The organism is Hyphomonas sp. CY54-11-8, assembly GCF_000682735.1.
Classification (GTDB): Bacteria; Pseudomonadota; Alphaproteobacteria; order Caulobacterales; family Hyphomonadaceae; genus Hyphomonas.
The window spans coordinates 167,664-194,084 of record NZ_AWFD01000036.1 but is presented as its reverse complement, the minus strand read 5'-3'; the positions used below and the strand labels follow the sequence as shown (position 1 = coordinate 194,084).

Genomic DNA, 26,421 nt, shown 5'->3' with positions numbered 1-26,421 from the left:
CCGGGGCGTTGCCGGTAATGAGTTCAGTTCCAGAAACTGAACCTCAGGGGGGCGCTCATTATGCGCATCGCTATTATTGGCTTGTCCATGCTCACGCTTTCGGCCTGCGGAGCGGCCGATTCCGAATTCGGCACTGAAGAAGCGGCTGGGCCGTGCGGCAATATCCAGGCCATGCTCGACGCGCGCACCGAAGCCGAACCGTTCAAGCGCCTGCGTGGCGTCAACAAGATGATGGGCGACACGCCGCTGTCGGATACTTTCATCGGGATGCACAAGCCTTTCGGCGCGGCCTGTACCGCAAGTGTCATGAACGGTTTTGGCGCCGGCACGACGATTTACACCTACAGCTGCCCCCTTTTCGAGGGCAATTCCATAGGCCGGGACGACGAGCGCGCAGATGCTGAAGCGGCGTTCGATACGGCGGCCAGTGAAATGCGGGCTTGTCTCGGTGACGGATGGGAAACCGCCGAGGATACCGAGAACGGAGATTATCAGGTATACCACAAACTCACGTATAAACCGGTGGACATGGCCGACAGTGCAAGCGGTTTCACCGTCGATCCCGCTTTCCTGGAGATGAGCTATACGCCCTTCATGCGCGGGCGGGGCGGACCGCCGGGCTGGCAGGTCATGTTGCAGTTCCAGGCGCAGGTCGATACTCCGGCGAAGGAGTAGGAAGATGCGCAAACGGATAGAACTATTCAGAACGGCCTTCGTGCTGGCAGCGGCGCTTGTGCCGGCAGGCTCGGCGCTGGCCGATTGCGCCGAGCTGAAGCAGGTCGCGGACAAGCTGGAAGCGGTCCGGCCCCTGACGTCGGATTTCCCGCTGGCGACCGGCTGGCTACATCGTGATGTGGCGCTGACCGGCGATTGGGTTCTGGACGGTTTCGACGACTGCCGTTTGGTGGACGGGCCGATCGGCAAAGTGACCCCGAAATATGTCACCACGGCGTATGAGTGCCATTTGCGGGAGATGCCGGGCAGTGAAGACGGCGCGGAGATGATGGTTGCGGATCGGGCTGCGTTCGAGACGCGGTTGAGGTCCGCGGTCGGATGGCTGCAGCCATGTCTGGAGAATGGCGAAGCGGGCTTTGAGCGGGATACAGGCAGTCATGGCACCACGGAGCGATTCGTGAGAATCCAGCGCAAAAGCGAGACTCTAGGACTGTATGAAAGGGCGAGGATTGCCCTGTCTATGGAAAGCTGGAGCGATGCGCGCCCGTACAATGATCCGAGGGCCGGATTTACCATGTCGATGACTCCGCGGGACATGAAGCTGGTCATTTTCAGCCCGGCCTGGACACTCGGTCCGCCGTGAGGCGGGTTGCCGGGGCGGCATTTGCCTGCATTTGAGGGGTGGAGGCACTGAATGAAAGTGAACGGTATCGTTCACTTCACATTCAGAGCTGCGGCCTTATACGGCAGGATATGAAACGGATTGCCGCCCTTTTTCTGGCCCTTGGCCTCGTCTTCGCGCCCGCGGCGTCGGCGCAGGACTGGATGAACCAGTTCTCGCCCGGACAGGCGCGCGATTCGCGCAATCAGGGGCGCACTGTGCCGCTGAGCCAGATTTTCAACAATTTGAAGCGGCAATATGGCGGATACCAGCTGAGTGCCGACCTGTATGACCGGGGCAATGGCAAATCGGTCTACGAGATCGACTGGATGACCAAGGACGGCCGCAAGATGCATTTCGTGGTCGATGCGCAAACGGGCGCCATCCTTGACCGCCGCGGTGCCTGAGCCGACATTAGCTCTTAGCCATTTCAGGGAGTAGCTGAACCATGCGTATCCTGGTTGTAGAAGACGATGCTGACCTGCGCCGCCAATTGGCCGACGTGCTGGGGCAGTCAGGTTATGCGGTCGATCTCGCCGCAGACGGTGAGGATGGCCACTTCCTGGGTGACACCGAACCTTATGATGCAGTGATCCTGGACCTTGGCCTGCCCAAGATGGACGGGGTGAGTGTGTTGAAGAAATGGCGCGCGGACGGAAAGTCCTTCCCGGTTCTGATCCTGACCGCCCGCGATTCGTGGAGCGAGAAGGTGGCCGGCTTCGATGCCGGGGCCGACGACTACCTGACCAAGCCGTTTATCACTGAAGAGCTGCTGGCCCGCCTCCGTGCGCTGCTGCGCCGTGCGGCTGGTCATTCCGCTGCGACGCTGGAAGCCGGCAAACTGATGGTGGATACCCGCGCCGCGCGCGCCATGATCAATGGCGAGCCGGTGAAGCTGACCGCGCACGAATACCGCGTCCTGTCCTACCTGATGCACCATCAGGGCCGGGTTGTTCCGCGTACGGAACTGGTCGAGCATATCTACGATCAGGATTTTGACCGCGACTCGAACACGATTGAAGTGTTCATCGGCCGCCTGCGCCGCAAGATCGGGCAGGACCGTATCCAGACCGAGCGTGGTCTCGGCTACCGACTCGTTGTGCCGGAGAATGAAGCACGCGTGGCCGGCTGATGCCGCCCCGTGCTGATTGCCGGGTATGAGCGACGCCGACACCAGACCTGATACATTCCTTGACCGCTGGACGCGCCTGTCGCTGGCCCGGCGGATCATTCTGGCGGCCGCTGTCTGGGGCCTGATCGTGCTGATCGGCGGGGCGCTGGCCCTGTCGGCGCTTTACCGGGCACAAACGCTGTCCCTTCTGTCCGACGATCTGGATCAGACCCTGATCACTCTGACGCGCGACATGACACGCGAGGGGGCGTTCCTGCCGGATGGCCGGGTGACCGACGACAACCACGTCTTCCTGTCGACAGATTCCCGCTACCAGACCCAGTATTCCGGCCGCTACTGGGCGATTGTTGCGGTGAACGAAGACGGCGAGGCGGTTGGTGACCTTCGCTCTCGCAGCCTGTGGGACGAGCCCGTGCCGGTGTCGCCGCGCCTGTTGAAGCGGGCGCTCGCCACGCCGGGCACGACGCAGTTCGGGATTGGGCCGGGGCCCGCCGGCCAGCGTATCTTCGCAGCAGCCAAGGCTATAATTGTGGAGAACCGCGCGACGCCGCTTGTGCTGGTCGCTGCCGCAGACAGGGCACAGAACGACGCCGCGGCGACCCGGTTTCGCAATTTGCTGATCGGCACAATGGTGGTCCTGTTTGGCAGCGTGTTCGCCGCGATGGTTGCCGGAATCCGCTATTCACTGCGGCCGCTGGTGAAGCTCGGCCATGACATTGCCGAGATCCGGGAAGGCACGCGGCTGAAACTGCCCGACGATTACCCGTCCGAAGTGCAGCCGCTGACGGAAGAATTGAACAAGCTGGTCGACCACAACCGGCAGGTTGTCGAGCGGGCGCGCACGCATGTCGGGAATCTTGCCCACGCTTTGAAGACACCAATTGCGGTCCTGCGCAACGAGGCGACAGGCAAGACTCAGCTGGACGATGTCGTGCGCCGCCAGGTCGATTCGATGCAGACCAATGTGGAGCACTATCTGAAGCGTGCCCGCATGGCTGCGCGGGCTGAAGCGCTGGGCGCGCGCACGGAAGTGCGCCCGGTTCTGGATGGTATCGCCCGGCTGATGAACCGGCTTTATGACGCCAAAGGCATTGATGTGACCGTCTTCGGTGGCGAGGCAGCCGTCTTCCGCGGGGAGCGGCAGGACCTTGAGGAGATGGTGGGCAATCTCATGGAAAATGCCTGCAAATGGGCGAAGGCCGATGTGCGGGTCAGCGTGCTCGACGATGCCACCGAATTACGGATCGAAGTCGATGATGACGGTCCGGGCCTGACCGCAGAAGAACGCGAAGGCGCGCTCAAGCGCGGGGTGCGACTTGATGAAACAACCCCCGGCACCGGACTGGGTCTGTCGATTGTCACAGAGCTGGCAGAGCTGCATAAGGGCGTGCTTGAACTGGATGAGGCCCCGGCCGGGGGCCTGCGCGCACGCCTGAGGTTTCCGAAACGATGAACCGCCTGAATATTGCTGTCGCCGGTCTCTGCCTCGCTGTGGCCGTGGCAGGCTATCTGGTGGTGGGCAAGCCGGGCATGCCCGACGAACCGATGGCCAAGCGGCAGGAAGGCCTCGCCCAGAAGATCGCCACGGCGCCGGAAACACTGACGCCTGCGGAAACCCTGTCGCGCCTGGAACTCGCGACGCAGCAGCGCCCGAACGACCCGCAGCCGCATTTCTTTATTGGCGAGATGCTGCGCGCAGAGGGCCGCCCGGAGGACGCAGCGCGCGCTTACCAGTCGGCCTTGCGGCGTGACGAGAATTTCGTTCCGGCGCTTGTGGCGCTGGCCGATACGCTGGTGGCGTTGTCAGGTGGCGGGGTCAGCCCGCAGGCCACGAGGCTGTATGGCCGGGCTTACGAACTGGACGAGACGCAGGTGCGCGCCGGAATGTGGGCCGCAATGGGGGCCGCGCAGGCAGGCGACCAGGACAAGGCCGAACAGGCCATGCGGTATATCTACAATAATCTTCCCGAAGGCGATCCTCGCCGGGACCGTTTCCGCGGCATGATCGAAGCCATCGGTCAGGGGGAAGAGGCTGCGCCCGGACCGGGACCGGCACCTTCGGAATAGGCAATTTCAGGGGTAGGCAGGGCCAGCTCCCGGGCGACCCGAAATCCCAGGCCGCTGCCTCGCGTGGATGGTGCGTGAATATCTCGGGTTGCCTCTCGCACTTCGCCCGGGCCGTAGTTCCAGGAGCCACCGCGTATCACACGATTTGAACAGTCAGGCTGCTGCGCGTCGCCATCCATGTCTGCGGCCTGTAGGGGGCCGTAGCAATCCTCCACCCATTCCCAGACATTGCCCGTCATGTCGAATAGGCCAAAGCCATTTGGAGCATAGGACCCCACCGGCGCCGTAAAGGCTGCGCCGTCGTCACAATTGAATGTGTTCCAATCCGGAAAGTTCTGCTTGGCCGATACATCTGCAGCGTTTCTCAGCATACAGTCCGCCTGCGTATTTTCGTTGATAGCATGGACCGACCGTGAGCCAGCCCGCGCGGCATATTCCCATTCCGCTTCGGTTGGCAGCCGATAGGTTTCCCCCGTCCGAAGGCTGAGCCAGCGCACATAGGCCTGCGCGTCGAGCCAGTTCACACAAACAACCGGATGGTCGGGTTCCTGAGCAAAGCCGGGGGCGTCCCAGGTTACATCTGCGTAGAAATCGAGACCGCCGTCGCGTAGCCCCCAGCACCAGCCTGCCGGTTTGTAACCTGTCGCGTCCATGAATGCCTTGAACTGAGCGACGGTGACTTCGGTACGGGCCAATGCAAAGCTAGTGGTTTCCCGTTCATCGGATGGCATTTCCTGAGTGTGGCGCGCCGGTTTCCAGAGCTCAGCGGATTTCAGCAGCTCGGCTTCCTCAACGGTCGTTCCCATCAGGAACCGCCCAGCCTGGATCGCCACCATGTCTGGACAGTCTGCACAATCCTGGAACACCGATCCTGCGGACGGGACATTGGTGCCGCCCGAGGCGCGCCCCATCCAGAATGTCGCCTGACTTGCGACAATCACCATGGCGGCCACACCGAAGACGGCGAGAACCTGCGTTCCGAGACGCTGTCCCGTTTCGTCGGTGCGTGTTGCCCCCAGACCAAACCGCATGAACCAGCCGCCGAACCCGGCCGTGATCAATGCGAGCAGGATCAGTCCCGGACTTGAGTGCGGGTGGACCACGCCACCTTCCGGCTCCAGGTCGAAGGCGATCCGGGCGGTCAGGACGGCTGCGGAGAGGGACAGGAGAGCAGCGCGGGCCGCCATCCGCCGCTGGCCCGGTTTGCCATCGAACGATGCCCGCCAGATTGCGTTCAGCCCGATGAATGCGAGAAGCGCCGCAATGGGCCAGGCAAACATGCCCGGATGAGCGAGGGGGGCAGATCCTGCAAGCATGCCGCCGACAAATGCGCAAATGACGGCATTGCCATAGCGGAACGCGCTGAAGGCAGGCTGGGTTTTGAAGTTCCTGAGCGTGTGGGCGTATCCGCCCAACGCGACGGCGAGCAGGATGAAGATGTAAACCCAATGGGGATCGGGCGAGAAATTTGCCTCTACACCCACAACAGCGAAAACGCGCCGGAGGGCGGCTCCGGCCAGGTCGACTATTTTCGCCGCAGTCGGCTGTTCAAACAGCGTCCCGAAAAAAGCCTGTGTCACACCGATCAGCCAGGCGAAGCTTTCGTGGACGAAGATGTGAAACCCATCGCGCATCAGGGACAACAGGGCCGCCACACTGATCAGGATGATCCCCACCTGGACGGTGAGATCGCCAAAGATTCTAAGCTGGCGCAATACGGGTCTCCCAGGCCGAAGCGGAAAGGGAAACCAGTAGCAATTCGCGTGCCACGCGAGCTGTGATGGCGTGGTTCGGAACGTTGACGCCGGCCTGTTTTAGAGGATGTGGCGTTCGAGGGTTCTGATCCCGACCCGGGATCGTCCATCCGCATCTATCGAACATGTTTCCATGCTGAACCGGCATCGCTGGCCATCAGGCGTAACGACGACGAGATCATCTGGCACGGCAGGCGGCTCCAGATGATGCCGCACAAAATGAGGGCCGAATTTCCTGGGTGGCAGGCCGCTGCGGATGAGCGCCGCTATGTTGTCTGCGCCCCGGATATCGCCGAAGGGTGAGGCGGTGGACCAGACGCCGTCCGGATGGAACAGGCTTGCGGCGGCCTCGGCATCGCGCCGGTCCACGCAATCGAGAAACCGCGCCAGCAGCGATCGGTCTGAGCGCCTTGCCGTGTGGGTGGTGTGCAGCAGGGCGTGCGCGGCTATCGAGTTCGGCTCCCCAAGTTCCGTATCGTACAGTTTCCGGACGTCAGGGTTCTCATAGGAGCGCCTGCGCGGGGCTTTGACATCGATGTCGTAGATCGCTTTGCTGCGTTTTTTCAGGACATCAGGGTCCATGGATTTCGGCTCGCCGCCGCCGCCCAGACATCCGCCCGAACAGGCCATGACCTCGATGGCCACATATGCCGTGCGCCATGCGTCTGTCTCCAGCATGCGCTGAGCCGCGGCAATGCCATTGCAGACCGCTACGGTTCCGATGCCGGGAATGGTCGCCGTCTTTACGGCTTCGCGCACGTCACGCAATTGCTGCCACTCCAGCGGAACCTGGTCTTCCTGCCCTGTGAGGTGGGCTGCGGTACGAACCATCGCTTCCATCACACCGCCAGAGGCGCCGAAGATCTGCGCTGCGCCTGTGCTCTGGCCGAGCGGGCTGTCGAAACTGCCGTCTTCGGAAAGGGCGCCAAATGCAATGCCCCGGGACCGGATCATCCGGGCGAGTTCCCGCGTGGTCAACACATGATCCACGTCACCGGACATACCCGGCCGCAAGGCCTCGTCTTTTTTAGCCGTACACGGCATAACGCTGACAACATAGGGCTCCGTTTTTCCCTCGGCGAATTCCGGTCCGAGGGATCGCGCGAAATGGCCCCGCTTTGCGATGGCGCCATGCATCTGCTGGGGGGATTTCGTCGTGCTGAGATGCTGAAGGAGATCGGGCCGGTTGAGCTCAAGCCAGTTCACCCACCCCGGACAGCAGGATGTGAACAGTGGAAGGTCCGTCTGTGTTTCCAGACGGGTCAGCAGCTCCGTCCCTTCCTCCATGATGGTCAGGTCAGCTGTAAAATTCGTATCGAAGACATAATCGAACCCGAGCTGCCTCAGCGCATTGATCAGCCTGCCGGTGCTGACAGTCCCGGGCGCCATGCCGAACTCTTCGCTGATCGCGATACGTGTGGCTGGCGCAACCTGGACGACAGAGGTGCGTTTGCGCGCGTCGAGCGTATGCAGAACGTCGTGCCAATGCGGCGCCTCTATCAGGGCGCCGACCGGACAGACCAGCGTGCATTGACCGCAGGAAATGCACTGGGTTTCAGACAATGGGTCGTCGAAGACGGTGACGGGTAGGCGTTCGTCTCCGCGTTCGGCAAACCCGATCACGTATTGCTGCTGGCCGGCCTCGCCGCAGGCTTCGGCACACAGGCCGCACTCGATACATTTGGACAGGTCCCGCCATATGCTGGGCGACGTGTGGTCAGCTGATGAATGTTCAGGATGTGCGGCAGATCCCGGGGGAATTTCCTCCCAGCGCTCCTCCCACTGGTTTTCAGCGACAAGACTCTGCAGTTTGCAGGACCCGTTGACCTCGCATCGCATGCAGTCGTTCGGGTGGCGGGCTAACAGCCACTCTCCATTGCTCTGCCGGAATTCCCGAAGTGCATCTGAATCCGTTTCGACGACGTCGCCTTGATTCGCCGGAGTCGTGCAGGCTGGCCGCGGCTTTGTCTCGCCTTCAACCTCGACCAGGCACATCCGGCAGACCGAATGGGACGGCAGGCCCGGATAATGGCAAAGCGTGGGGATATGGATGCCTGCTTTGCTGGCAGCATCGAGCAGCGTGGCACCCTCGGCTATTTCGACCAGCCGCCCATTGATCGTCAGTTCGATCATCCGAAAAAGGTCTCAAATGCTGCAGGCGTCATAATCCCCAGTATAAACGCACAGCCCGCAATTAGACAGCCACGTCTCTATTGGGTTCAGGCCTTTCCAGCCTGCCCATACGGGCGTCAGGGTCTCGCCCGCGCCGGATGCATCTGCCGCACTCCCAATTTGGCGCGGGTCGCTCTATAAGACCGGCATGCGCGCACGCACTCGACGACTCTACACGTTTGGCATCGCCGCCGTCCTGCTGCTGGCTGCGGCGGGGCTTGCCTTCATGGCCCTGCGCCAGAATGCCAACCTTTTCTACACACCCCAAACGCTGGCCGAGAAAGGCCTGCCAAAAGAGGGGCGTGAGGTGAAAGTCGGCGGCTGGGTCGAGCCGGGGTCGCTGACCTATTCGGCGGATGGCGCCACCATGATGTTCACTGTGATGGACAACAGCGACGCCGACATCAAGGTCGCGTTCACCGGTATTGCGCCGGACCTGTTCCGCGAAGGGCAGGGCGTTGTTGCTATCGGCCAGTTCAGTCCCGACGGCACATTCACCGCCCGCCAGATCCTGGCGAAGCATGACGAGAACTACCAGCCGCGCGAACTGCGCCCCGAGGCAATCGGCGGATGATCGAAGCCGGGCATTTCGCGGCCTTCCTGGCGCTCGGCGCCGCGCTGGCGCAGACGATCTTCGGCCTGAAGGGCGATCGCCGGTGGGCAGGCATGTCCGCCGTGACCGGTTTTGGCCTGATGGCGTTTTCGTTCCTCACGCTGGTGCATGCCTTTGCCGTTTCGGACTTTTCGCTCCTGCTTGTGGCGAACAACTCCCACACGCTGAAGCCGATGCTCTACAAGATTGCCGGCACATGGGGAAACCATGAAGGCTCCATGGCGCTCTGGGCGCTGGTGACCTTTGCGTTCGGCGCAGCGGCGGCTGCCCTGATGAAGACGGGACGTGTGAATTTCGAGGCCCATGCGCTCGGCGTGCAGGGGTTCCTGACCGCCGGCGCGATGGGCTACCTGCTGTTTGCGTCCTCACCTTATCTGCGCCTCGACCCGGCGCCCTTTCAGGGGGCGGGGCTGAACCCGCTCCTGCAGGACCCGGCACTCTCCTTCCATCCGCCGATGCTGTATCTCGGCTATGTCGGGTACTCCTTCGTTTTCGCGCTCGCTGCGGCCGGCATGATGGATGGGCGCATTGACCGGGTGTGGGCGAAGGAAGCCCGGCGCTGGTCGCTCGCCGCCTTTGTGCCCCTGACCTTGGGCATCGCGCTGGGATCCTACTGGGCCTATTACGAGCTTGGCTGGGGCGGCTGGTGGTTCTGGGACCCGGTGGAGAATGCGTCCCTCATGCCCTGGCTGATCGGAGCGGCCTTGCTGCACTCCGTGATCGTCACGGAAAAGCGCGAAAACTTTGCGGCCTGGACGGCGCTTTTGTCCGTGCTGGCGTTCCTGTTCTCGATCATGGGCGCCTTCCTCGTGCGCTCCGGTGTGCTGACTTCCGTTCATGCCTTTGCTGTTGATCCGGAGCGTGGAACGATCCTTCTGTTCGGACTGATGGTCTATGGCGTGCTCGCCCTGGGCCTGTTCGTCTGGCGCGGGCCTTCCCTGAAAGGCGCCAAGCCCTGGCTGATTGTTAGCCGCGAAGGCGCGTTGATGGCCAATAACATCGTGCTTATCGTGGCAGCGCTGACCGTATTGCTGGGCACACTTTTCCCGCTGATGGCCGAAGCCGCTGGACGCACCATGTCCGTAGGCGAACCATATTTCCGGCTGACTTTCGTGCCCATCCTGGCGGTCCTGCTCGTCCTGCTGCCCGTCGCCCAGAACTGGGCGTGGGGCAAGGCGGATCTGAAGCAGTGGACGCGCTGGGCCATCGCAGGTGCCGCACTGGTCGCCGTGTTTGCCGCGCTGGGTATTGGCATCTGGAAGATTTCACTGGGCGCGGCATTTGGGCTGGCGCTTGGCGTCTGGCTGATCGGCGGTGCCTTGTGGGAACTGCGGCGCCGTGCCGTCACGCTGAAGCGCGTGTTCCGCGTTTCCCCGCGCGTCTGGGGCATGACCCTCGCCCATATGGGGATCGGCCTGTTCATCATCGGCGCCGTGATCGAAACGACCGAACGGTATGAAACCACGGTTGCGCTGGCAGAAGGCGGATCGGGCGAGGCGGCTGGCTGGACCCTGACTCTGGAAGATGTCCGCTCCATCGAGGGGCCGAACTGGTATGCGGACAAGGCGGTGCTGACCGCCGTGAAGGGCGGTGTGACGACCGTGCTGCAGCCGATGAAGCGCTACTATCCTGCCGCGCGCATGCCGACGACCGAGACCGCGATCTTCAAGACCGGCACGGGCGATCTTTATGCGGCGCTTGGCGAGCAGCGTGTCGTGGACGGGCAGGCACGCTGGGTTTTCCGGGTCTACTTCAATCCGCTGATTGATTTCGTATACTTTGGCGTACTGCTGATTGGCCTCGGCGGCTGTCTCAGCATGGTGAAGGTCAAGCGATGAAGGCGTTGTTCCTGTCTCTCGTGATCGCACTGGCGGCCGATGTTCCGCTGGATAATCCGGCGGAGGAGGCCCGCGCGCAGGCGCTGATGCGGGAGCTGCGCTGCGTGGCGTGCGAGAATGAACCCGTCTCCCAATCCGCTGCGCCGATCGCCGAGGATATGCGGACCCGCATTCGCGAAATGGTCGGCGAAGGGTCTACCGACCAGGAAGTGCGCGACTGGTTTGAAAGCCGCTATGGCGAGTTCGTGCTGTTCCGCCCGAAGGGAAACAATCTGAGCGGCATGCTGCTCTGGCTTGGTCCGTTTCTCCTGCTCGCCATCGGCGGACTCATCGGCTTCCTCACCGCACGGCGGAAGCGGACAGTCGTGGACCAGATCGAATCGGAAGACGTCTGACCCCGCCTGCCATTCAGACAGGATCTCGAAATTGTGAGGGGCAGGGTTTGCCGGCGCCGACCCCCGTGGGAATAGCCGTCAGGCTGGGTGGGGACATTGCTTGACGTCTGAATGGGACTTCGCAAGCCACCTTGGCAGTAGGCAAGACGTACGAAGTGGTGATTGACACCGGTAGGCCCGGGGATTGGGCCCTTCCAGCGCCGGCAACTGGTTTGAGGCATAGGCGCGATGACGCAACAGCCTGTCTGGCATGCGGTTAATCAAGCGCACAAATCAGCCCCTTCTGATCTATAGTGAAAACAAGTATGTCTCGCAAACTGTAGTATTTCAAGGGCTTTTTCGATTTAGTCATACTAACGGTATGTTTAAATCTGATAAGATTTGAAGTTTCAGAATTTTGTCGACCCCATCATTCGGCGGCTGGTTGAGAAGAGTTTTCCAGGCGCGGCCGGGCCTCGATCGGATTCCTCTCCATTCCTCGCCTGCCGGAAATGAGCTGATCGGACAGAGCGTCGGTCCGTTCCTGGGCACCGGCGTGATCTCCTGATTCCATTCGACTTACTGTCTTTTAATGACCACATTCGTTCTCGTATGATTATGTAACGTCCGACCGGACAAACGGCGATATTTCAGAGAGTTGGAGAGAGAAATCATGAAACTTGGCATTTCTCGGCAGGCACTGGTTGCAGCGCTTTTCGGAGCCGCAGCGGTTGGGACCTTGTCGATCGCGCCTCAGATTCTCAGCCCAGAGGCCGGCGCTCAGCCGATCGCGATCCAGGCGCCTGCGGGCGCGCCGATGAGCTTTGCCGACCTGATCGAACGCGTCGAACCCGCCGTCGTCAGCGTGAACGTGGTATCCGAACGCCAGGTCAACGACATGGGCGACATGCAGGAATTCTTCGAACAGTTCCGCGGTCTGCCGGGGCTCGACGACTTCCTTGAGCAGCGCCGCCAGCAAGAAGAACAAGGCGAGGAGCCGCAGACCCGCGAAGCGCGTTCGCTCGGCTCCGGCTTCTTCATTTCGCAGGACGGCTACATCGTGACCAACAATCACGTGGTCGAGAACGCCGTCCAGATTGAAGTGGTAACGAAGGACGGGGCTGAACTGGAAGCCGAACTCATCGGCACTGATCCCGATACAGACCTCGCCGTTATCAAGGTGAAGGATAAGGGGACATACCCCTATGTGCGTTTCGGCAACTCCCATAATCTCCGCAAGGGCGACTGGGTCGTGGCCCTCGGCAACCCGTTCGGATTCAGCGGTACGGCGACGGCAGGCATCCTTTCGGCCGATGGCCGGGAGCTCGGCAATGACAGCCCGTATACGGACTTTCTCCAGATTGATGCTGCGATCAACCGCGGCAACTCCGGCGGCCCGACCTTCGACCTGCACGGCAATGTCGTCGGTGTGAACACGCAGATCCTGTCGCCCACCGGCGGTTCGGTCGGTATCGGTTTCGCGATCCCGGCCGAGCTGGCCCAGGAAGTGACCCAGGCCATCATCAAGGATGGTCATGTCTCCCGCGGCTGGCTGGGTGTCCAGATCCAGGACCTCACCGAAGACATGGCTGAGGCCCAGGGCATGGACAACAATGATGGCTCCATCATCGCTGACGTGACCGAAAACAGCCCGGCGGCCAAAGGCGGCCTCCAGCGTGGCGACATCATCCTGTCGGTCAATGGCCAGAAGGTCAGCGATGCGACCTCGACGACCCGCCTTGTCGGCCGTCTGATCGCCAACACATCGAACAAGTTCGACATCATGCGTGGCGGCAAGCGTCAGACGATCAATGTCGTCGTCGGCGAGCGGGGCGACAATCTCAGCGCCCAGCGCATTCCGGCTTCGGCCCTGTCCGAAGGCTCCGGCGACAATGCCGACGAAGCCACCATGGAATCACTCGGCGTGACCTTCATTCCGCTCGACGACGAGATGCGCCAGCGTCTCGGCCTCGACAAGGACGAAGCCGGTCTCGTGATTTCAGAGGTTGAGCGTGGCGGAGCGATCGAAGAGGCCGGCCTGCAGCGCGGCATGGTCATCCTGGAAGCCAACAATGAGCCGGTCTCGAGCGTTGAGGTTCTGAAGAAGGCCATCGATGCCGCCAAGAAGGCGGACCGGACCAAAGTACTGATCGCTGTGCGTGTGGGCCAGATCACGACCTACCGCACCATCGACATCAGCGAAGACTAAGTGAGGCGGAAATGCTAGACACAGTTCAGGAGGATCCCATGCGAGTGCTGGTGATCGAAGACGACGCAGAAATGGCCAGCTTTATCGAGAAGGTCCTCGTTGAGGCTGGGCATTCGGTGGACAAAGCGGACGATGGCGAGCGTGGACTGGCAAAGGCGCGGTCGGAAGAATTCGACGCCATGGTGGTCGACCGCATGCTGCCAGAGAAAGACGGCCTGACCCTGCTGAAGGAATTCCGTGACGCGGGCGGCACGACACCGGCGCTCTTCCTGTCGGCGCTGGGCGACGTCCAGAACAAGGTACAGGGCCTGAAGGCCGGCGCCGAGGACTACCTCGCCAAGCCGTTCGCACCGGCAGAACTTGCTGCACGCGTTGAGGCGCTCGGCCGGCGCACGCCGGGCCAGGAACCGCCGGTCACCGTGCTGAAGGCGGGCGACCTGGAAATGAACCTGCTGACCCGCAAGGTCACGCGGGCTGGCCAGAAGATCGACCTGCAGCCGCGTGAGTTCCGCCTTCTGGAATACCTGATGCGCCATGCTGGCCAGGTCGTGACGCGCACCATGCTTCTGGAGAAAGTGTGGGACTATAATTTCGATCCGCAGACCAATGTGATCGATGTTCACGTCTCGCGCCTGCGCGCCAAGATCGACAAGGAATTCGACGAGCCGCTGCTGCACACGGTCCGCGGGGCCGGATACAGGTTGCAGGGCTAGACGGATTGGCAGGGCGCTGGCACTAGCGAGCCATGAAATTCGCCCTGCCGACCTTCCTTAGGACGACCACATTCAAGCTGGCGCTGCTCTACAGCGCCATGTTCGCAGCATTTTCGGCGGCGTTGCTGGTCTACCTCTATTATTCGACGGTTTACTACATTCGCGCGGAATCCGACCGGCGGATGGATCTGGAATTCGAACAGCTGGGTAATGCCTACTTCACCGGCGGCATGGAACGCCTCAGCGAGTCGGTGTTCGAGCGGATGACCCGCAACGGATCGACCTTTTTCTACTATCTCGAAGATGCCTCGGGCCGCCGTATCGCCGGACACTTCCAGCGCATGCCTGCGCATAATCCTGATCTTGATGTCCAGACCGTGTACTTCGAAGTCACGCTGACGGAGCCGGACGGGTCCGAAGTCGTCCGTCCCGTGGCAGGCCGCATCGTGCGCCTGCGCGACAATGGCGGGGCTTTGCTGGTGGCGTTTGATACTGCGCAGCAAACCGCGATTGTGGGTCGGATCCAGAACGCCATCTTCATTGCCGCGCCCATCGGGCTTGTCCTGTCATTGCTGGGCGGTCTGTTGATCTCTCGCGGCGCGGCGCGGCGGGCAGATGAACTCGCGCGGACGGCAGAAATGGTGATGGGCGGCGAGCTTGGCCGCCGCGTGCCTGTGCGAGGGTCCGGCGACGAGTTCGACCGTCTGGGCCAGCGCATGAATGCGATGCTCGACCAGATCGAGAAGCTGGTCGAATCCACCCGCAATACCGGCAACGCAATTGCTCATGATCTGCGCTCCCCGCTCTCGCGTCTGCGCAACCGGCTGGAGATCGCGCTCTCCGAGCCGATGTCCAAGGAAAGCGCCGAAGCGACGCTTGGAGAGACGGTTGAGGAAGTCGACCGGGTGCTCGGCACCTTCAACGCCATCCTGCGCCTTGCCCGCCTCGAAGCGGGTGCAGAAGGCGAGCGCGTGCGGATGGACGTCAGCGAACTCGCCGAAGAACTGGCCGAACTGTTCGAGCCGGCCTGTGAAGAGGCCGAACAGAGCTTCCGCAGCCAGATCGCGAAACACCTGATGGTTCTGGGCGACCGGGACCTGATCGGCCAGGCTCTGTCGAACCTGCTCGACAATGCCATCAAGTACACACCCGTGGGCGGAAATGTCAGTTTTACCGTGGCGCGCGGCCCGGAAGGCACGGTCGATCTCACAGTCATCGATACCGGACCGGGCGTTCCGCCGGACGCGCGCAAGCGGGTGGTCCAACGCTTCCAACGGATGGATTCGGCACGCACCCAGCCGGGTAGCGGCCTCGGCCTTGCCCTCGTTGTGTCAGTTGCGGAAATGCATGGCGGTGAATTGATCCTGTCTGACGGAAACGGCCCGGAGGGATCGCCCGGGCTGAAAGCGACATTGAGATTGCCCAGGGCATAAGCATGCTGAACGTCAGACCGATTGCTGAAACTCCTGAAGCAGCGCTGGCACTTGCCTGCGAACGGGCGCCATATCTGCGGCGGCTGGTCGGCCGGGATCTGGAAGACCGGGACTGGCGCGAAGCCATCGAAACCGTACGTATACTGCCGAAATTGGGCCAGAAGCCCATCGAAGAGGCGATGCGTGTTTTGCGCCGGGCCAAACAGGCAACGCATTTGTCGCTGGCCGGGGAAGACTTGTCAGGCACGCTGGACGTCATGGACGTCACACTGGTGCTGACAGAACTCGCCTGTGAGTGCGTCGATACCGCTCTCAAAGTCGCCCTCGCGCATCATGGCCTTTCCGGCGATGGCATCTTCGCCATTGCGCTTGGCAAGATGGGCGCGTTCGAACTCAACTACTCCAGCGACATCGACTTCTGCATCTTCTATGACCCCGACCTGTTCGACGGAGGGGAACGTTCGCCCGGCGAGGCGGCACAGCGCGTCGCCCGGGATATCGTCCGCATGTTCGATGATATAACCGAAGACGGTTATGTCTTCCGCACCGATTTGCGCCTCAGACCCGACCCGTCCTCGACACCGCTGGCCGTGTCCACCGCCATGGCGGAAGTCTATTATGAAAGCGTCGGCCAGAACTGGGAACGGATGGTCTGGATCAAGGCGCGCCCGGCCGCCGGAGACATCGCGGCGGCCAAGCGCTTCCTGAAGGGGATGGAGCCTTATGTCTGGCGCCGGAATCTCGACTACTGGGCCATTGGTGACATCCAGGCGATCAAACGGATGATCAACACCAAGGCCAAGGCGCGGGAATTCAGTATTCCGAACCCTGACATCAAGCTGGGGCCGGGCGGCATTCGCGAGATCGAATTTTTTGTTCAGACCCAGCAGCTGATCCTCGGCGGCCGGCGTCCTGAACTGAGGGACAATACGACCCTTGGCGCGATGGAGGCCCTGCGCGCTGGCGGAGTTGTTGAGGACGAGACAGCACGCGACCTGACCGAAGCCTATCGCCAGCTGCGCAATGTCGAGCACCGCATCCAGATGCGGAATGATGAACAGACCCACACGCTGCCGAAGGACCCGGAAGCGCGGGAAGTGGTCGCCTTCCTCAGTGGCTATGGAAATCTGGAGGAATTTGACCGGGACGTTCTCGAAACACGCCGGATCGTCCAGTCGGCCTATGACGCCCTGTTTGCTGCCGAAGACAGGGCGGCTGGGGAAACCCGGTCCGGCAATTTCGTGTTCACGGGGGTCGATGACGATCCGGGCACGGTCGAAACCCTCCGAGGTCTCGGCTTCAGTGATCCGAGTGCGGCGATCGAGACGATCCGCAGCTGGCACCGGGGCCGTGTGCCCGCCACGCGTACGGCGCGCGGGCGCGAATTACTGACGGCGATCCTGCCGCGCCTCCTGGAAGACATGGGCAAGACGGGTGAGGCTGACGAGGCGTTCCGCTGGTTCTCCCGTTTCTTCGGCGGCATGTCGTCCGGTGTGCAGACGCTGGCCATGCTGCTGGCAGAACCGGACCTGCTGGACGATCTGGTCGCGACGCTGGCGCTGGCGCCCCGCCTCGCGGAAATCCTGTCCCGCCGTCCGGACTTGCTGGAATCGCTCGTCAGCGGGCAAGCGCCGGTGCGGCCTGAGATCGGACCTGATACGAGCTTCGACAGCGCGCTGGATGCCTGGCGCCGCTATCACCGCGACCAGCACTTCCTGACTGGCCACCGCCTGCTGCACGGGCTTATCCCGGCGAAGGATGCGGCGGAATACTGGACAGCGCTTGCCGACGACACAATCCGGGAAATGGCCGCCGCGGCGAAATGGGAAACCGAGCGCCGCAACGGGCCGCAACACGGTTCTTGGGGCGTGTTCGCCATGGGCAAGCTGGGCGGCAAGGAACTGACCGCCGGGTCCGATCTAGACATCCTCGTCATCTATGATGCCGACCCGCTGGAAGCGCAGACCTGGTACACGCGCTTCACCCAGCGCCTGATCACTGCGCTGACGGCGCCCACCGCGGAAGGCGCCCTTTACGAAGTGGATATGCGCCTGCGCCCATCCGGCCGCGCAGGCCCTGTTGCGGTCAGCCTGCCAGCCTTCACATCCTATCAGCACAAGGATGCCTGGACCTGGGAGCATATGGCGCTGACCCGGTTGCGCCCGGTCGCGGGAGATGAGGCGCTCGGGCAGACCGTCATGGATATTGCCTTCGATGCGATCACGGAACGTGCGAAGACAAATGCGGAAGCTATCCCGGCTGACATTACCGACATGCGTCAACGCCTCTACCGGGAAAAGCCGGGCAAGGGACTGTGGGACCTCAAAACCGCCGAGGGCGGACTGATCGATGTGGAGTTCGTCGTGCAGCAGGACATGCTGCTCGGTGGACGGGGCGAAGCGATCTGTGCGTCCACGCAGGACGCCATTGAACGCTCCAGCTTCAACATCGAGGAACGCCTTCTGCTGACGGAAGGCCTGCGCCTTCTCCAGGCACTCCAACAGGTCCAACGCGTGGCCATTGGCACCGAAACGCGCTCCGATGTCATGCCGGCAGGCCTGCGGGACAGGCTCTGCAGGGCCGTCGAAGCCGGCACATTCCGTGATCTGGAGACTGAATTATCTTCCACAAAATCAAGGCTTCACCAGCTGGCTGTGGAAAAACTGCACCTCGACGCGACGGAAAGCGGGCCTTCTCCCGTTTCATAATCACTGGTCGCCCGGACACAGCGGCGGCCGCGAAAGAGAGGAGCTACCCCCTTATGAAACGTATCTTTCTCGCGACAGCATCCCTGGCCGCGGTGGCCACAATCGCTCTGCCGGCACTCGCTGGCCCACGCGGCGGCGGTCAAGGACCGGGCATGATGAAGGATCGCATGGAGGCGATGGACACGGACGGTGATGGCAACATCACCAAAGCCGAAGTCGATGCCCACCGTGCCATGATGTTCTCTGCCATTGATATCGATCAGGATGGCAAGGTCAGCGAAGCCGAGATGACTGCGCACCACGAAGCCATGATGGCCCAGAAGAGGACGCAGCGTCAGGCCGAGATGTTCAAGCGTATGGACACCGACGGTGACGGTGCGATCAGTGCTGAAGAATTCACCTCCAAGCCTAACCGCATGTTCGACCGGTTCGACAAGGATGGCGATGGCGTGATCGCGATCGACGAAATCCCGGATCGCAAGGCCGGCTTCCGCGGCATGCGGGGCGACATGCCACCACCGCCTCCGCCGGAAGACGAATAAGAGATCGGGCTCAGGCCCGGTTGGGCGGCACGGCACGCATTCAGTATGTGACACCACCGTATTGAGTGCGTGCATCCCGCCTTCAACGGAGTAAGCTCGGTTCCGTGGCTTTTGTATCGGATCTCGACCAGATCACACGGGCGGCGGCGGGCGATCCGTCAGCCGTCTCGTGGCTGGTCGACCGGTACTCACCGGGAGTTCTCGGCCTGGCAACACGGATGCTGGGCGACCGGATGGAAGCAGAAGACGTGACTCAGGAGACCTTCCTTCGCGCATGGAAAGCGCTGCCCACCTGGGAACCGCGAGCCAGGTTCTCGACCTGGCTGCACCGCGTGGCGCTGAACCTCTGTTACGACATCCTGCGCAAGCGCCGCGAATCCCTGCCCGGCGAACTGCCGGAGATGACGGACCCGGAGCTGACCCCACCTGAACGGCTGTTGCAGACCGAACGGGTGAAGGCGATCGAAACAGCAATCGCCAACCTTCCGGAGCGCCAGGCAGCTGCCTTGACGCTCTGCGCCCTGCAAGGACACTCTCAGGTGGAGGCGGCGGAAATCATGGAAACAAGTGAAGAAGCGCTGGAAAGCCTTCTCGCGCGCGCCCGGCGCAGCTTGAGGGCGACACTGGCCGAACGGAGTGTGGCATGAAGGACCAAAGGATGACATCGACCTTGTCTGACGAACGGGTCCTCGAACTGATCGAGGCTTACGGTGCCGATCCTGCTGCCTTTCCCGAGGCGATGCGGGAGATTGCTGCGCGCCGCATGGCGGAGGCGCCCGGACTGTTTGCGAAAGCTCTGGATGATGCCCGCCGCCTGGACCAGTTCCTCGACCTCGTTCCGGCGGCCGAAGTGTCCGCATCGTTGCGCAACAGTCTGTTGGCGGGCGCGCCGAAACCGAAGCGGGATGCCGGGGCGAAGTTCGGCCTATGGCGGTTCCTGCCGGGATGGCTGCCAGCGGGGGCCGTGGCCTCTCTGGTCATGGGGCTTGTGATTGGTGTGAATGTTTCGCTGCCCGCATCGGTGGCCAGCGCCGAGACGACGGATGAGACCGACGTTGTGATGTATGCGGCCCTCGGATTTGGCGATTATGAATTGATGAGTGAGGCGGCAGAATGAGCGACACGTCTGATACGCCCCGGCGGTGGCCCCTGTGGCTGATTGGTTCGCTGATGGCGAACATGATTCTTGTGGGCCTTCTGTCTGGGCTCCTGATGCAGGCAGGCCCGAAGGGCACACCGGATAGGCCGCCGCGGGAGCGTATCTCCTGGGGTGACCGCGACGATGGCAGCCGTCAGGCCATGCGGCGGGTGTTCAAGGAAGCTTTCAAAGCGTCTGCGGAAGAGCGCACGGCGCGGGTCGAATCGCGCCGGCAGCTGGCTGAAGCAGTCATCGCCGAGCCCTATGACGCCGACGCGGTGCGGGAGGCTTTCCGCAAACTGAGATCGGCAGACGATGCGGTGAATGAGGCCACACACGAAGCCATGGTGAACCTGTTTGCCTCCATGTCGGAAGAAGAGCGCCAGCATATGGCGCAGATCCTGAGACGCGGACCGGGCGGTCATAATCCCAAGCGTGGTTCGGGACCGGGCGAACGCGGTGGTCCGGGGGATGGCCCTTCACCTCCGCCCCCGCCGCCTGATATGGAGCCGTAATCAGGGTTTCCTTTCGGCGCCCGGCGTTCCACAGTGGTGGCAAAACGGGAGGGCCGAATGAAAGAATACGCCGATTATGATGGTCTGGGTCTGGCGGAGCTTGTCCGCAGCAAACAGGTCAGCGCCGCAGAACTGCTGGAAGCCGCTGTCACGCGGGCTGAGGCTGCGCAGGACAAGCTGAACTGTTTCAGCGCGCTTTATCCGGATCTCGCGAAATCGCAGCTGGAAACCGGCGTCGGCGATGGGCCCTTCGCCGGCGTGCCCTTTGTCACCAAGGATCTCGCCGTTGAAGTAAAAGGCGCGCCGCTGACCAATGGCTCGGTCGCCTGGAAAGGCAATGTTGCCCAGCGCGATTCCGTGCTGACAAAGCGCTATCGCGAAGCAGGCCTCGTTTTCTTTGGCCAGACGACTACCCCGGAATATGGCCTGACCACGACCACCGAATCCACGCTCTACGGCCAGACGCGGAACCCGTGGGACCTGACCCGCACGTCGGGCGGCTCGTCCGGCGGAGCGAGCGCAGCCGTTGCTGCGGGTGTGCTGCCGGTAGCGCAGGCGAGCGATGGCGGCGGCTCCATCCGCATTCCAGCCTCCTGTACGGGCCTGTTCGGCATCAAGCCGTCCCGCGGCCGCGTGCCGATGGGGCCGGGGCGCACCGAGGGCTGGAACGGCATGTCCACCGTCCATGCGGTCAGCCGCAGCGTGCGGGACAGCGCGGCTCTGCTGGATGCCTGCCATGGCCGGGAGACGGGCAGCCGCTATGTGGCCCCGGCGCCGGACCGTCCGTATCTGGAGGAAGTCAGCCGCGATCCTGGCAGGCTGCGTATCGCGCTTTGGAAGCGGGCGCCGAATGGCACCATGCCGGATGCCGATGCGGATGCGGGGCTTATGGCAACCGCGAAGCTGCTGTCGGATCTGGGGCACGAAGTGGTCGAGACCGGACCGGAATTCGATGGGGAACTGCTCGCGAAGTATGCGCTGTTCACGATCTCCGCGAACATCGCCGCGGCCTTCGACGACCGCTCCGCCATGCTGGGCCGGCCGGTGCGCGAGGACGAGATGGAACCGATCACGGCGTCCATGGCGCATCTCGGCCGGACCGTGCCGATGGTGGAACTCGCCAAGGCGAACAATCTCTTCAATTCGGTCGCCATCGACTATGAGCAATTCCTGATCGATGGCGAGTTTGACCTGACGCTCTCGCCGGTGACGCATCGCGCGCCCGACAAGCTGGGCACAATGGCGCTGACGCAGGACGGTGATGCCATGGGCAAGGCGATTGCCGGCTTTGGCGCGCATTGTCCGATCTTCAACCAGACCGGCTGCCCCGCCATGTCCGTTCCGCTGTACTGGACGGAACCGACCGAAGAAGCGGCAGGTGGGCTTCCGATCGGCATGATGTTTGGCGGACGGTATGGGTCTGAAAGCCTTTTGTTCCGTCTGGCTGGACAATTGGAACAGGCCCGGCCATGGGCGGGGAGACGCCCGCCGCACTGGGTGGGCTGAACCAGACGGAAGAAAGACGATGAGCGAGCTGAAGACCCATCTTGGCGGATGCCATTGCGGCGCGGTCCGGTGGGAAGTGGACCTGCCTGACGCGTTTGAGGTGGAGGACTGCAACTGCTCGATGTGCGCCATGTCGGGCAATATCCACATCATCGTCCCGTCCAGCCGCTTCCGCCTCACACAGGGCAACGACAACCTCGTCGAGTACACGTTCAATACGGGCGTGGCGAAACACCTGTTCTGCCGGACATGCGGGGTGAAGAGCTTCTACATTCCGCGCTCCAATCCGGACGGCGTGGCCGTCACCTGGCGGTGCATCGATGACTGGCAGGACCTGAACGTCACCGTGAACAAGTTCGACGGGCAGAACTGGGAGAAGCACGCCCACACGCTGGCGCACAAGTCGAAGGCCTGACGCGTCAGTCCATACTGTCCAGCAGGCGGTGCATTTCCTCATCGGACCAACCGAAATGGTGGCCGTATTCGTGGATCGTGACGTGGGCGACCAGCTCGTCCAGCGTCACGTCTCCCCGCGCAGCCCATTCGAACAGGATCGGCAGGCGGTAGAGATAGACCAGCGGCTGCTGGATCGACGGATGCGTCACGCTTTCATGGATCAGCGGCACACCGGAATAGAGGCCGGACAGCTCCAGCGCATCCTGGATCTTCATCTCGTCGAGGATTTCGTCCTCGGCATAGTCTTCCACGATGATGCGCACGGCGTCGGCGGCGGTCCGCATTTGCTGGGGCAGGCGGGCGATGCAGGCTTCGGCGAGGCCAAGAATGTCCTCCGCTGTCGGAGCGGTCTCGTAGAGCATGCTCACACCAGCGACACGGCCGTGCCGGAGACCGCCACCATCATCATCGAGCCGCCCTGACCGATCACGGTGTAGTCGAACTTCGTGCCGACAATGGCATTGGCGCCGAGCTTCCTGGCTTCTTCCATCATCTCTGCCAGCGCATCGTCGCGCGTTTCGCGCAGCGTGCTTTCATAGGCGTTCGAGCGCCCGCCGACGATATTGGTGAAGCTGGCGAGGATGTCCTTGCCGAGATGCGCGCCGACCACGACCTCGCCGCAAACGACGCCGAGATACTTCGAAATCTCATGGCCCTGAACCGTGGGCGTGGTGGTGACGAGCATGGAGGGCGATCCTTTTGTGTTATCGAATAACGATATATTTGGGGAGGCGAGCCCAGCGTTTCAAGAGTCTTTTTCGAATACCAGCGCGGTCCATTCAACGCCCCGGGCCTTGTTTTCTGCCATGATGGAGTTCTTGCGGACGTGGCTGATGGGGCGGAGGTGGCAAGGCGCGGCGAGGGCGATGGTTTCTTCGCCTGTCACATCAAACATGCGGCGTCCTTCCGGGATGGGGCCGTGGCGCAAGCTCATGAACAGCCGGGCACCCGGCGCCAGGAGCGTCGCCACGCGTTCCATGCCGGTGGTGCGTTCTTCTTCGGTCAGGTGCATCCACACAGCGTTCAGCATCACCATGTCGAACCGCTCGACTCGAGCGTGCGTGTTCGCCAGCCCCGGCAGGCGGTCTTCCAGCCATGTGATCTCAGGTTCCGGATGAAGCTTTGCCGCTCGCAGGCGCAACGTCTCCACTGGTTCCACTGCCAGCACGGAATAACCGAGCGAAGCCAGCCAGGCGGCATCCCGCCCCGTGCCTGCGCCGATATCGAGCGTGCGTGCACGCGGCTCAGGAAACAGATGCCGCCAATGCGCATGTGTTTCCGGCGCCGACAGCGCCTCGTAACGCACAAACAGATCGTCTGCTTCTGCAGCGTATCCGGAGGTTGAGGTCAGGCTTGCCATGGTGGAAGCCTATCAGAAGCCTGCGCCCCGACAATCGGCACCGCTACTCTGCCGCCGTCTTCGCCCCGTCGTCGCCGTCCGTCAGGATTTCCAGCATCTTCAGCGCGCTGTCGGCAATGACGGTGCCGGGCGGGAAGATGGCAGAGGCGCCTGCTGCATAGAGCGCATCGAAGTCCTGCGGCGGGATCACGCCGCCCACGATGATGCGGGCGTTGGCCGCGCCTTCATTGCCAAGCGCGCGCTTCAGTTCCGGCACCAGCGTCAAATGGCCTGCAGCAAGCGAGGAAGCAGCGACAATGTCGACTTCGGCCTTGCGGGCGTCGGCGGCAGCTTCTTCCGGTGTCTGGAAGAGCGGGCCGATCTCGACATCCCAGCCAAGGTCCATCAGCGCGGAGGCGACGACCTTCTGGCCACGGTCGTGACCGTCCTGGCCCATCTTGGCGATGTAGACTTTCGGCTTGCGGCCATGTTTCTTCTCGAAGGCTGCGGCGAGGCTGAGCGCCTCGTCGGCCTTCTCGGTGCCTTTCACGCCGCCGCCATAGACGCCCTTGATGGAGCGGATGATGGCCTGGTGGCGGCCCTGGCTGCGTTCGACGGCTTCGGAGATTTCGCCGACGGTCGCCTTGGCGCGCGCGGCATCCACAGCGAGCGCGAGGAGGTTGCCTTCGGTGCCGGCAGCCGCTTCGGCAATCGCGTCCAGCTTGGCGGCGACTTCGGCTTCGTCCCGTTCGGACTTCAGGCGCGCCAGCTTGTCGAGCTGCATCTTGCGTACGGCGGCATTGTCGACCTTCAGCACCGGAACGTCTTCGTCTTCGTCCAGCAGGAACTTGTTCACGCCGACCACAGTCTGCGTGCCGCTGTCGATGCGCGCCTGCGTGTTTGCGGCGGCTTCCTCGATGCGCAGTTTCGGCAGTCCTTCCTCGATGGCTTTCGCCATGCCGCCCATTTTTTCGACTTCCTCGATATGGGCGAGGGCCTTGGCGGCGAGGTCGTGCGTCAGGCGTTCGACATAGTAGGAGCCGCCCCACATATCGATCGTCTGGCAGGCACCGGCTTCCTGCTGCAGGAACAGCTGCGTGTTCCGGCTGATCCGCGCGGAGAAGTCGGTCGGCAGGGCGAGGGCTTCATCGAAGCTGTTGGTGTGCAGCGACTGCGTCTGCCCGCCCGTGGCGGCGATGGCCTCAAGGCAGGTGCGGATGACGTTGTTGTAGACATCCTGCGCGGTCAGCGACCAGCCGGAGGTCTGCGAGTGCGTCCGCAGGCTGAGGGATTTCGGGTTCTTCGGGTTGAAGTTCTCTTTGACGAGTTTCGCCCAGAGAAGGCGTGCGGCCCGCATCTTGGCAACTTCCATGAACGTGTTCATGCCGATCGCCCAGAAGAAGGAAAGGCGCGGCGCAAACGCGTCCACGTCGAGACCGGCTGCCACACCAGCGCGGATATATTCAATGCCGTCGGCCAGCGTGTAGGCGAGCTCCAGGTCAGCCGAGGCGCCTGCTTCCTGCATGTGATAGCCGGAGATCGAGATCGAGTTGAACTTCGGCATGTTCTGCGACGTGTAGGCGAAGATGTCCGAAATGATCCGCATCGACGGCTTGGGCGGATAGATATAGGTGTTCCGCACCATGAACTCTTTGAGGATGTCGTTCTGGATCGTCCCGGCCAGTTTTTCCGGCCCGACGCCCTGTTCCTCAGCTGCCACGATGTAAAGCGCGAGGATCGGCAGCACGGCGCCGTTCATCGTCATGGAGACGGACATCTTGTCCAGCGGAATGCCGGAGAAGAGCGTACGCATGTCGTAAATGGAGTCGATGGCCACGCCGGCCATGCCCACATCGCCCGACACGCGGACGTGGTCGGAGTCGTAGCCGCGGTGCGTGGCCAGGTCGAACGCGACCGACAGGCCTTTCTGGCCGGCGGCCAGGTTGCGGCGGTAGAAAGCGTTGGAGTCTTCCGCCGTCGAGAAGCCCGCATACTGACGAACCGTCCAGGGCTGGTTCGTGTACATGGTCGGGTAAGGGCCACGGCCAAACGGGGCGAGGCCCGGATAATCGTCCAGGAAGTCCAGCCCGGCGCGGTCGGCCTCGGTATAGGCGGTTTTTACTTCGACGCCTTCCGGTGTTTCCCAGGCTTCGCCGGTTTTCGGGGCGACGGCCTTCGCGTGCGGCGTGCCGAGATCCAGTTTTGTGAAGTCGGGGAAGTCGGTCATTTGGACATCTCCAGATTAGCCGTCCATTCCGGAGTCGGCTGTTTCAGGATGAGGGTTTCGCTGGACGTGGCGACGTAAGGCTTGCCGTTCTGGTCGACGGCGCCGAACACATATCCCGAGCGGTCTGCAGACCATTGTGCCTGCAGGATGATGACGGAGACCCGGTCGCCATTGGCGCGTGTGAGCACGGCGGGTAGCGGGCAATCGACCGGAGCGACACTTTCCTCGCCTGAACCGGCCGTTGCGAAGATGGCGCGGTTCTCCCGCACGTCCCGCTCAATGGCCGGACGTCCCTTTACGCAAGGGTGGTTCTCCCAGTTGTCGAGTGTGAATTCCAGCATCATGGCGA

Annotated in this window: 26 protein-coding genes; 19 read left to right on the top strand and 7 right to left on the bottom strand. The window is 62.5% G+C overall.

What is annotated here, in order from left to right:
* The first annotated feature begins 60 nt into the window (after positions 1 to 60).
* The 6 genes from HY17_RS16995 to HY17_RS16970 all read left to right on the top strand — a co-directional run bounded on the left by HY17_RS16995 (position 61) and on the right by HY17_RS16970 (position 4,535).
* Positions 61 to 675, top strand: coding sequence for a hypothetical protein (locus HY17_RS16995; protein ID WP_034768799.1), 615 nt, complete (start codon positions 61 to 63; stop codon positions 673 to 675).
* Between the two features lie 4 nt (positions 676 to 679).
* Entirely contained in the window at positions 680 to 1,318 is a 639-nt protein-coding gene (locus HY17_RS16990) for a hypothetical protein (protein WP_034768793.1), read from the top strand.
* Positions 1,319 to 1,428: 110 nt separating this feature from the next.
* The gene (locus HY17_RS19710) at positions 1,429 to 1,743 is read left to right on the top strand and encodes a PepSY domain-containing protein (RefSeq protein WP_051600251.1); all 315 of its coding nucleotides are present in this window, start codon (positions 1,429 to 1,431) and stop codon (positions 1,741 to 1,743) included.
* Positions 1,744 to 1,784: 41 nt separating this feature from the next.
* Positions 1,785 to 2,468 carry a response regulator transcription factor gene (locus HY17_RS16980; protein ID WP_034768792.1) on the top strand — a complete coding sequence of 228 codons (684 nt, stop codon included), beginning with the start codon at positions 1,785 to 1,787 and terminating at the stop codon, positions 2,466 to 2,468.
* A 25-nt stretch (positions 2,469 to 2,493) separates the two neighbouring features.
* A complete protein-coding gene (locus tag HY17_RS16975) occupies positions 2,494 to 3,921 on the top strand; it encodes an ATP-binding protein (protein WP_034768790.1) in 1,428 nt (475 codons plus the stop codon).
* A complete protein-coding gene (locus HY17_RS16970; protein WP_034768788.1) occupies positions 3,918 to 4,535 on the top strand; it encodes a hypothetical protein in 618 nt (205 codons plus the stop codon). Before HY17_RS16975 ends, HY17_RS16970 begins: the two co-directional genes overlap by 4 nt.
* Here HY17_RS16970 and HY17_RS19705 read toward each other — a convergent pair.
* A complete protein-coding gene (locus HY17_RS19705; protein ID WP_051600250.1) occupies positions 4,487 to 6,250 on the bottom strand; it encodes a formylglycine-generating enzyme family protein in 1,764 nt (587 codons plus the stop codon). The genes HY17_RS16970 and HY17_RS19705 overlap by 49 nt on opposite strands.
* A gap of 99 nt (positions 6,251 to 6,349) precedes the next feature.
* On the bottom strand, positions 6,350 to 8,422 hold the full coding sequence (locus HY17_RS16960; RefSeq protein WP_034768786.1) for a [FeFe] hydrogenase, group A: 2,073 nt from the start codon (positions 8,420 to 8,422) through the stop codon (positions 6,350 to 6,352).
* A gap of 187 nt (positions 8,423 to 8,609) precedes the next feature.
* Between HY17_RS16960 and ccmE the strand changes: the two genes are divergently transcribed.
* The 13 genes from ccmE to HY17_RS16895 all read left to right on the top strand — a co-directional run bounded on the left by ccmE (position 8,610) and on the right by HY17_RS16895 (position 22,465).
* A complete protein-coding gene (gene ccmE / locus HY17_RS16955; protein WP_034768784.1) occupies positions 8,610 to 9,035 on the top strand; it encodes a cytochrome c maturation protein CcmE in 426 nt (141 codons plus the stop codon).
* A complete protein-coding gene (locus HY17_RS16950) occupies positions 9,032 to 10,912 on the top strand; it encodes a heme lyase CcmF/NrfE family subunit (protein ID WP_034768782.1) in 1,881 nt (626 codons plus the stop codon). Before ccmE ends, HY17_RS16950 begins: the two co-directional genes overlap by 4 nt.
* Positions 10,909 to 11,307, top strand: coding sequence for a cytochrome c-type biogenesis protein (locus HY17_RS16945; RefSeq protein ID WP_051600249.1), 399 nt, complete (start codon positions 10,909 to 10,911; stop codon positions 11,305 to 11,307). The genes HY17_RS16950 and HY17_RS16945 overlap by 4 nt, the downstream gene beginning before the upstream one ends.
* Before the next feature lie 652 nt (positions 11,308 to 11,959).
* Complete coding sequence (locus HY17_RS16940) at positions 11,960 to 13,495, top strand: Do family serine endopeptidase (protein ID WP_034768780.1); 1,536 nt, start codon at positions 11,960 to 11,962, stop codon at positions 13,493 to 13,495.
* A 38-nt stretch (positions 13,496 to 13,533) separates the two neighbouring features.
* Positions 13,534 to 14,208: a response regulator transcription factor gene (locus HY17_RS16935; protein ID WP_034768779.1), complete on the top strand. Its 675-nt coding sequence runs from the start codon at positions 13,534 to 13,536 to the stop codon at positions 14,206 to 14,208.
* A gap of 32 nt (positions 14,209 to 14,240) precedes the next feature.
* The gene (locus HY17_RS16930; protein ID WP_034768777.1) at positions 14,241 to 15,641 is read left to right on the top strand and encodes a HAMP domain-containing sensor histidine kinase; all 1,401 of its coding nucleotides are present in this window, start codon (positions 14,241 to 14,243) and stop codon (positions 15,639 to 15,641) included.
* A 2-nt stretch (positions 15,642 to 15,643) separates the two neighbouring features.
* Positions 15,644 to 18,349 (top strand): bifunctional [glutamine synthetase] adenylyltransferase/[glutamine synthetase]-adenylyl-L-tyrosine phosphorylase, encoded by a 2,706-nt coding sequence (locus HY17_RS16925; protein ID WP_034768776.1) that lies wholly within the window; start codon positions 15,644 to 15,646, stop codon positions 18,347 to 18,349.
* Positions 18,350 to 18,402: 53 nt separating this feature from the next.
* The gene (locus HY17_RS16920) at positions 18,403 to 18,891 is read left to right on the top strand and encodes an EF-hand domain-containing protein (protein WP_051600248.1); all 489 of its coding nucleotides are present in this window, start codon (positions 18,403 to 18,405) and stop codon (positions 18,889 to 18,891) included.
* A gap of 104 nt (positions 18,892 to 18,995) precedes the next feature.
* Positions 18,996 to 19,538, top strand: coding sequence for an RNA polymerase sigma factor (locus HY17_RS16915; RefSeq protein ID WP_034768775.1), 543 nt, complete (start codon positions 18,996 to 18,998; stop codon positions 19,536 to 19,538).
* Entirely contained in the window at positions 19,535 to 20,008 is a 474-nt protein-coding gene (locus tag HY17_RS19700) for a hypothetical protein (RefSeq protein ID WP_139068822.1), read from the top strand. The genes HY17_RS16915 and HY17_RS19700 overlap by 4 nt, the downstream gene beginning before the upstream one ends.
* Complete coding sequence (locus HY17_RS16905; RefSeq protein WP_034768774.1) at positions 20,005 to 20,544, top strand: periplasmic heavy metal sensor; 540 nt, start codon at positions 20,005 to 20,007, stop codon at positions 20,542 to 20,544. The genes HY17_RS19700 and HY17_RS16905 overlap by 4 nt, the downstream gene beginning before the upstream one ends.
* A 57-nt stretch (positions 20,545 to 20,601) precedes the next feature.
* Positions 20,602 to 22,050 carry an amidase gene (locus tag HY17_RS16900; protein ID WP_034768772.1) on the top strand — a complete coding sequence of 483 codons (1,449 nt, stop codon included), beginning with the start codon at positions 20,602 to 20,604 and terminating at the stop codon, positions 22,048 to 22,050.
* A gap of 19 nt (positions 22,051 to 22,069) precedes the next feature.
* Entirely contained in the window at positions 22,070 to 22,465 is a 396-nt protein-coding gene (locus HY17_RS16895; protein ID WP_034768771.1) for a GFA family protein, read from the top strand.
* 4 nt (positions 22,466 to 22,469) lie between these two features.
* Here HY17_RS16895 and HY17_RS16890 read toward each other — a convergent pair whose 3' ends face one another.
* From HY17_RS16890 to HY17_RS16870, 5 genes are read right to left on the bottom strand one after another with little or no spacing between them, the layout of a single operon-like run.
* Positions 22,470 to 22,868, bottom strand: a complete 399-nt coding sequence (locus HY17_RS16890; RefSeq protein ID WP_034768770.1) for a metallopeptidase family protein — start codon at positions 22,866 to 22,868, stop codon at positions 22,470 to 22,472.
* Between the two features lie 2 nt (positions 22,869 to 22,870).
* A complete protein-coding gene (locus tag HY17_RS16885) occupies positions 22,871 to 23,191 on the bottom strand; it encodes a YbjQ family protein (RefSeq protein WP_034768769.1) in 321 nt (106 codons plus the stop codon).
* A gap of 60 nt (positions 23,192 to 23,251) precedes the next feature.
* Complete coding sequence (locus HY17_RS16880; RefSeq protein ID WP_034768768.1) at positions 23,252 to 23,866, bottom strand: bifunctional 2-polyprenyl-6-hydroxyphenol methylase/3-demethylubiquinol 3-O-methyltransferase UbiG; 615 nt, start codon at positions 23,864 to 23,866, stop codon at positions 23,252 to 23,254.
* Between the two features lie 43 nt (positions 23,867 to 23,909).
* Positions 23,910 to 26,072, bottom strand: coding sequence for a methylmalonyl-CoA mutase (scpA, locus tag HY17_RS16875; RefSeq protein ID WP_034768766.1), 2,163 nt, complete (start codon positions 26,070 to 26,072; stop codon positions 23,910 to 23,912).
* Positions 26,069 to 26,416: a hypothetical protein gene (locus HY17_RS16870; RefSeq protein ID WP_139068823.1), complete on the bottom strand. Its 348-nt coding sequence runs from the start codon at positions 26,414 to 26,416 to the stop codon at positions 26,069 to 26,071. The genes scpA and HY17_RS16870 overlap by 4 nt, the downstream gene beginning before the upstream one ends.
* Between the last annotated feature and the right edge of the window lie 5 nt (positions 26,417 to 26,421).

Coding starts and splice junctions, on each gene's coding strand:
- HY17_RS16995 (WP_034768799.1), top strand. CDS start 61: ATGCGCATCGCTATTATTGGCTTGTCCATGCTCACGCTTTCGGCCTGC.
- HY17_RS16990 (WP_034768793.1), top strand. CDS start 680: ATGCGCAAACGGATAGAACTATTCAGAACGGCCTTCGTGCTGGCAGCG.
- HY17_RS19710 (WP_051600251.1), top strand. CDS start 1,429: ATGAAACGGATTGCCGCCCTTTTTCTGGCCCTTGGCCTCGTCTTCGCG.
- HY17_RS16980 (WP_034768792.1), top strand. CDS start 1,785: ATGCGTATCCTGGTTGTAGAAGACGATGCTGACCTGCGCCGCCAATTG.
- HY17_RS16975 (WP_034768790.1), top strand. CDS start 2,494: ATGAGCGACGCCGACACCAGACCTGATACATTCCTTGACCGCTGGACG.
- HY17_RS16970 (WP_034768788.1), top strand. CDS start 3,918: ATGAACCGCCTGAATATTGCTGTCGCCGGTCTCTGCCTCGCTGTGGCC.
- HY17_RS16960 (WP_034768786.1), bottom strand. CDS start 8,422: ATGATCGAACTGACGATCAATGGGCGGCTGGTCGAAATAGCCGAGGGT.
- ccmE (WP_034768784.1), top strand. CDS start 8,610: ATGCGCGCACGCACTCGACGACTCTACACGTTTGGCATCGCCGCCGTC.
- HY17_RS16950 (WP_034768782.1), top strand. CDS start 9,032: ATGATCGAAGCCGGGCATTTCGCGGCCTTCCTGGCGCTCGGCGCCGCG.
- HY17_RS16945 (WP_051600249.1), top strand. CDS start 10,909: ATGAAGGCGTTGTTCCTGTCTCTCGTGATCGCACTGGCGGCCGATGTT.
- HY17_RS16940 (WP_034768780.1), top strand. CDS start 11,960: ATGAAACTTGGCATTTCTCGGCAGGCACTGGTTGCAGCGCTTTTCGGA.
- HY17_RS16935 (WP_034768779.1), top strand. CDS start 13,534: ATGCGAGTGCTGGTGATCGAAGACGACGCAGAAATGGCCAGCTTTATC.
- HY17_RS16930 (WP_034768777.1), top strand. CDS start 14,241: ATGAAATTCGCCCTGCCGACCTTCCTTAGGACGACCACATTCAAGCTG.
- HY17_RS16925 (WP_034768776.1), top strand. CDS start 15,644: ATGCTGAACGTCAGACCGATTGCTGAAACTCCTGAAGCAGCGCTGGCA.
- HY17_RS16920 (WP_051600248.1), top strand. CDS start 18,403: ATGAAACGTATCTTTCTCGCGACAGCATCCCTGGCCGCGGTGGCCACA.
- HY17_RS19700 (WP_139068822.1), top strand. CDS start 19,535: ATGAAGGACCAAAGGATGACATCGACCTTGTCTGACGAACGGGTCCTC.
- HY17_RS16905 (WP_034768774.1), top strand. CDS start 20,005: ATGAGCGACACGTCTGATACGCCCCGGCGGTGGCCCCTGTGGCTGATT.
- HY17_RS16900 (WP_034768772.1), top strand. CDS start 20,602: ATGAAAGAATACGCCGATTATGATGGTCTGGGTCTGGCGGAGCTTGTC.
- HY17_RS16895 (WP_034768771.1), top strand. CDS start 22,070: ATGAGCGAGCTGAAGACCCATCTTGGCGGATGCCATTGCGGCGCGGTC.
- HY17_RS16890 (WP_034768770.1), bottom strand. CDS start 22,868: ATGCTCTACGAGACCGCTCCGACAGCGGAGGACATTCTTGGCCTCGCC.
- HY17_RS16885 (WP_034768769.1), bottom strand. CDS start 23,191: ATGCTCGTCACCACCACGCCCACGGTTCAGGGCCATGAGATTTCGAAG.
- HY17_RS16880 (WP_034768768.1), bottom strand. CDS start 23,866: ATGGCAAGCCTGACCTCAACCTCCGGATACGCTGCAGAAGCAGACGAT.
- scpA (WP_034768766.1), bottom strand. CDS start 26,072: ATGACCGACTTCCCCGACTTCACAAAACTGGATCTCGGCACGCCGCAC.
- HY17_RS16870 (WP_139068823.1), bottom strand. CDS start 26,416: ATGATGCTGGAATTCACACTCGACAACTGGGAGAACCACCCTTGCGTA.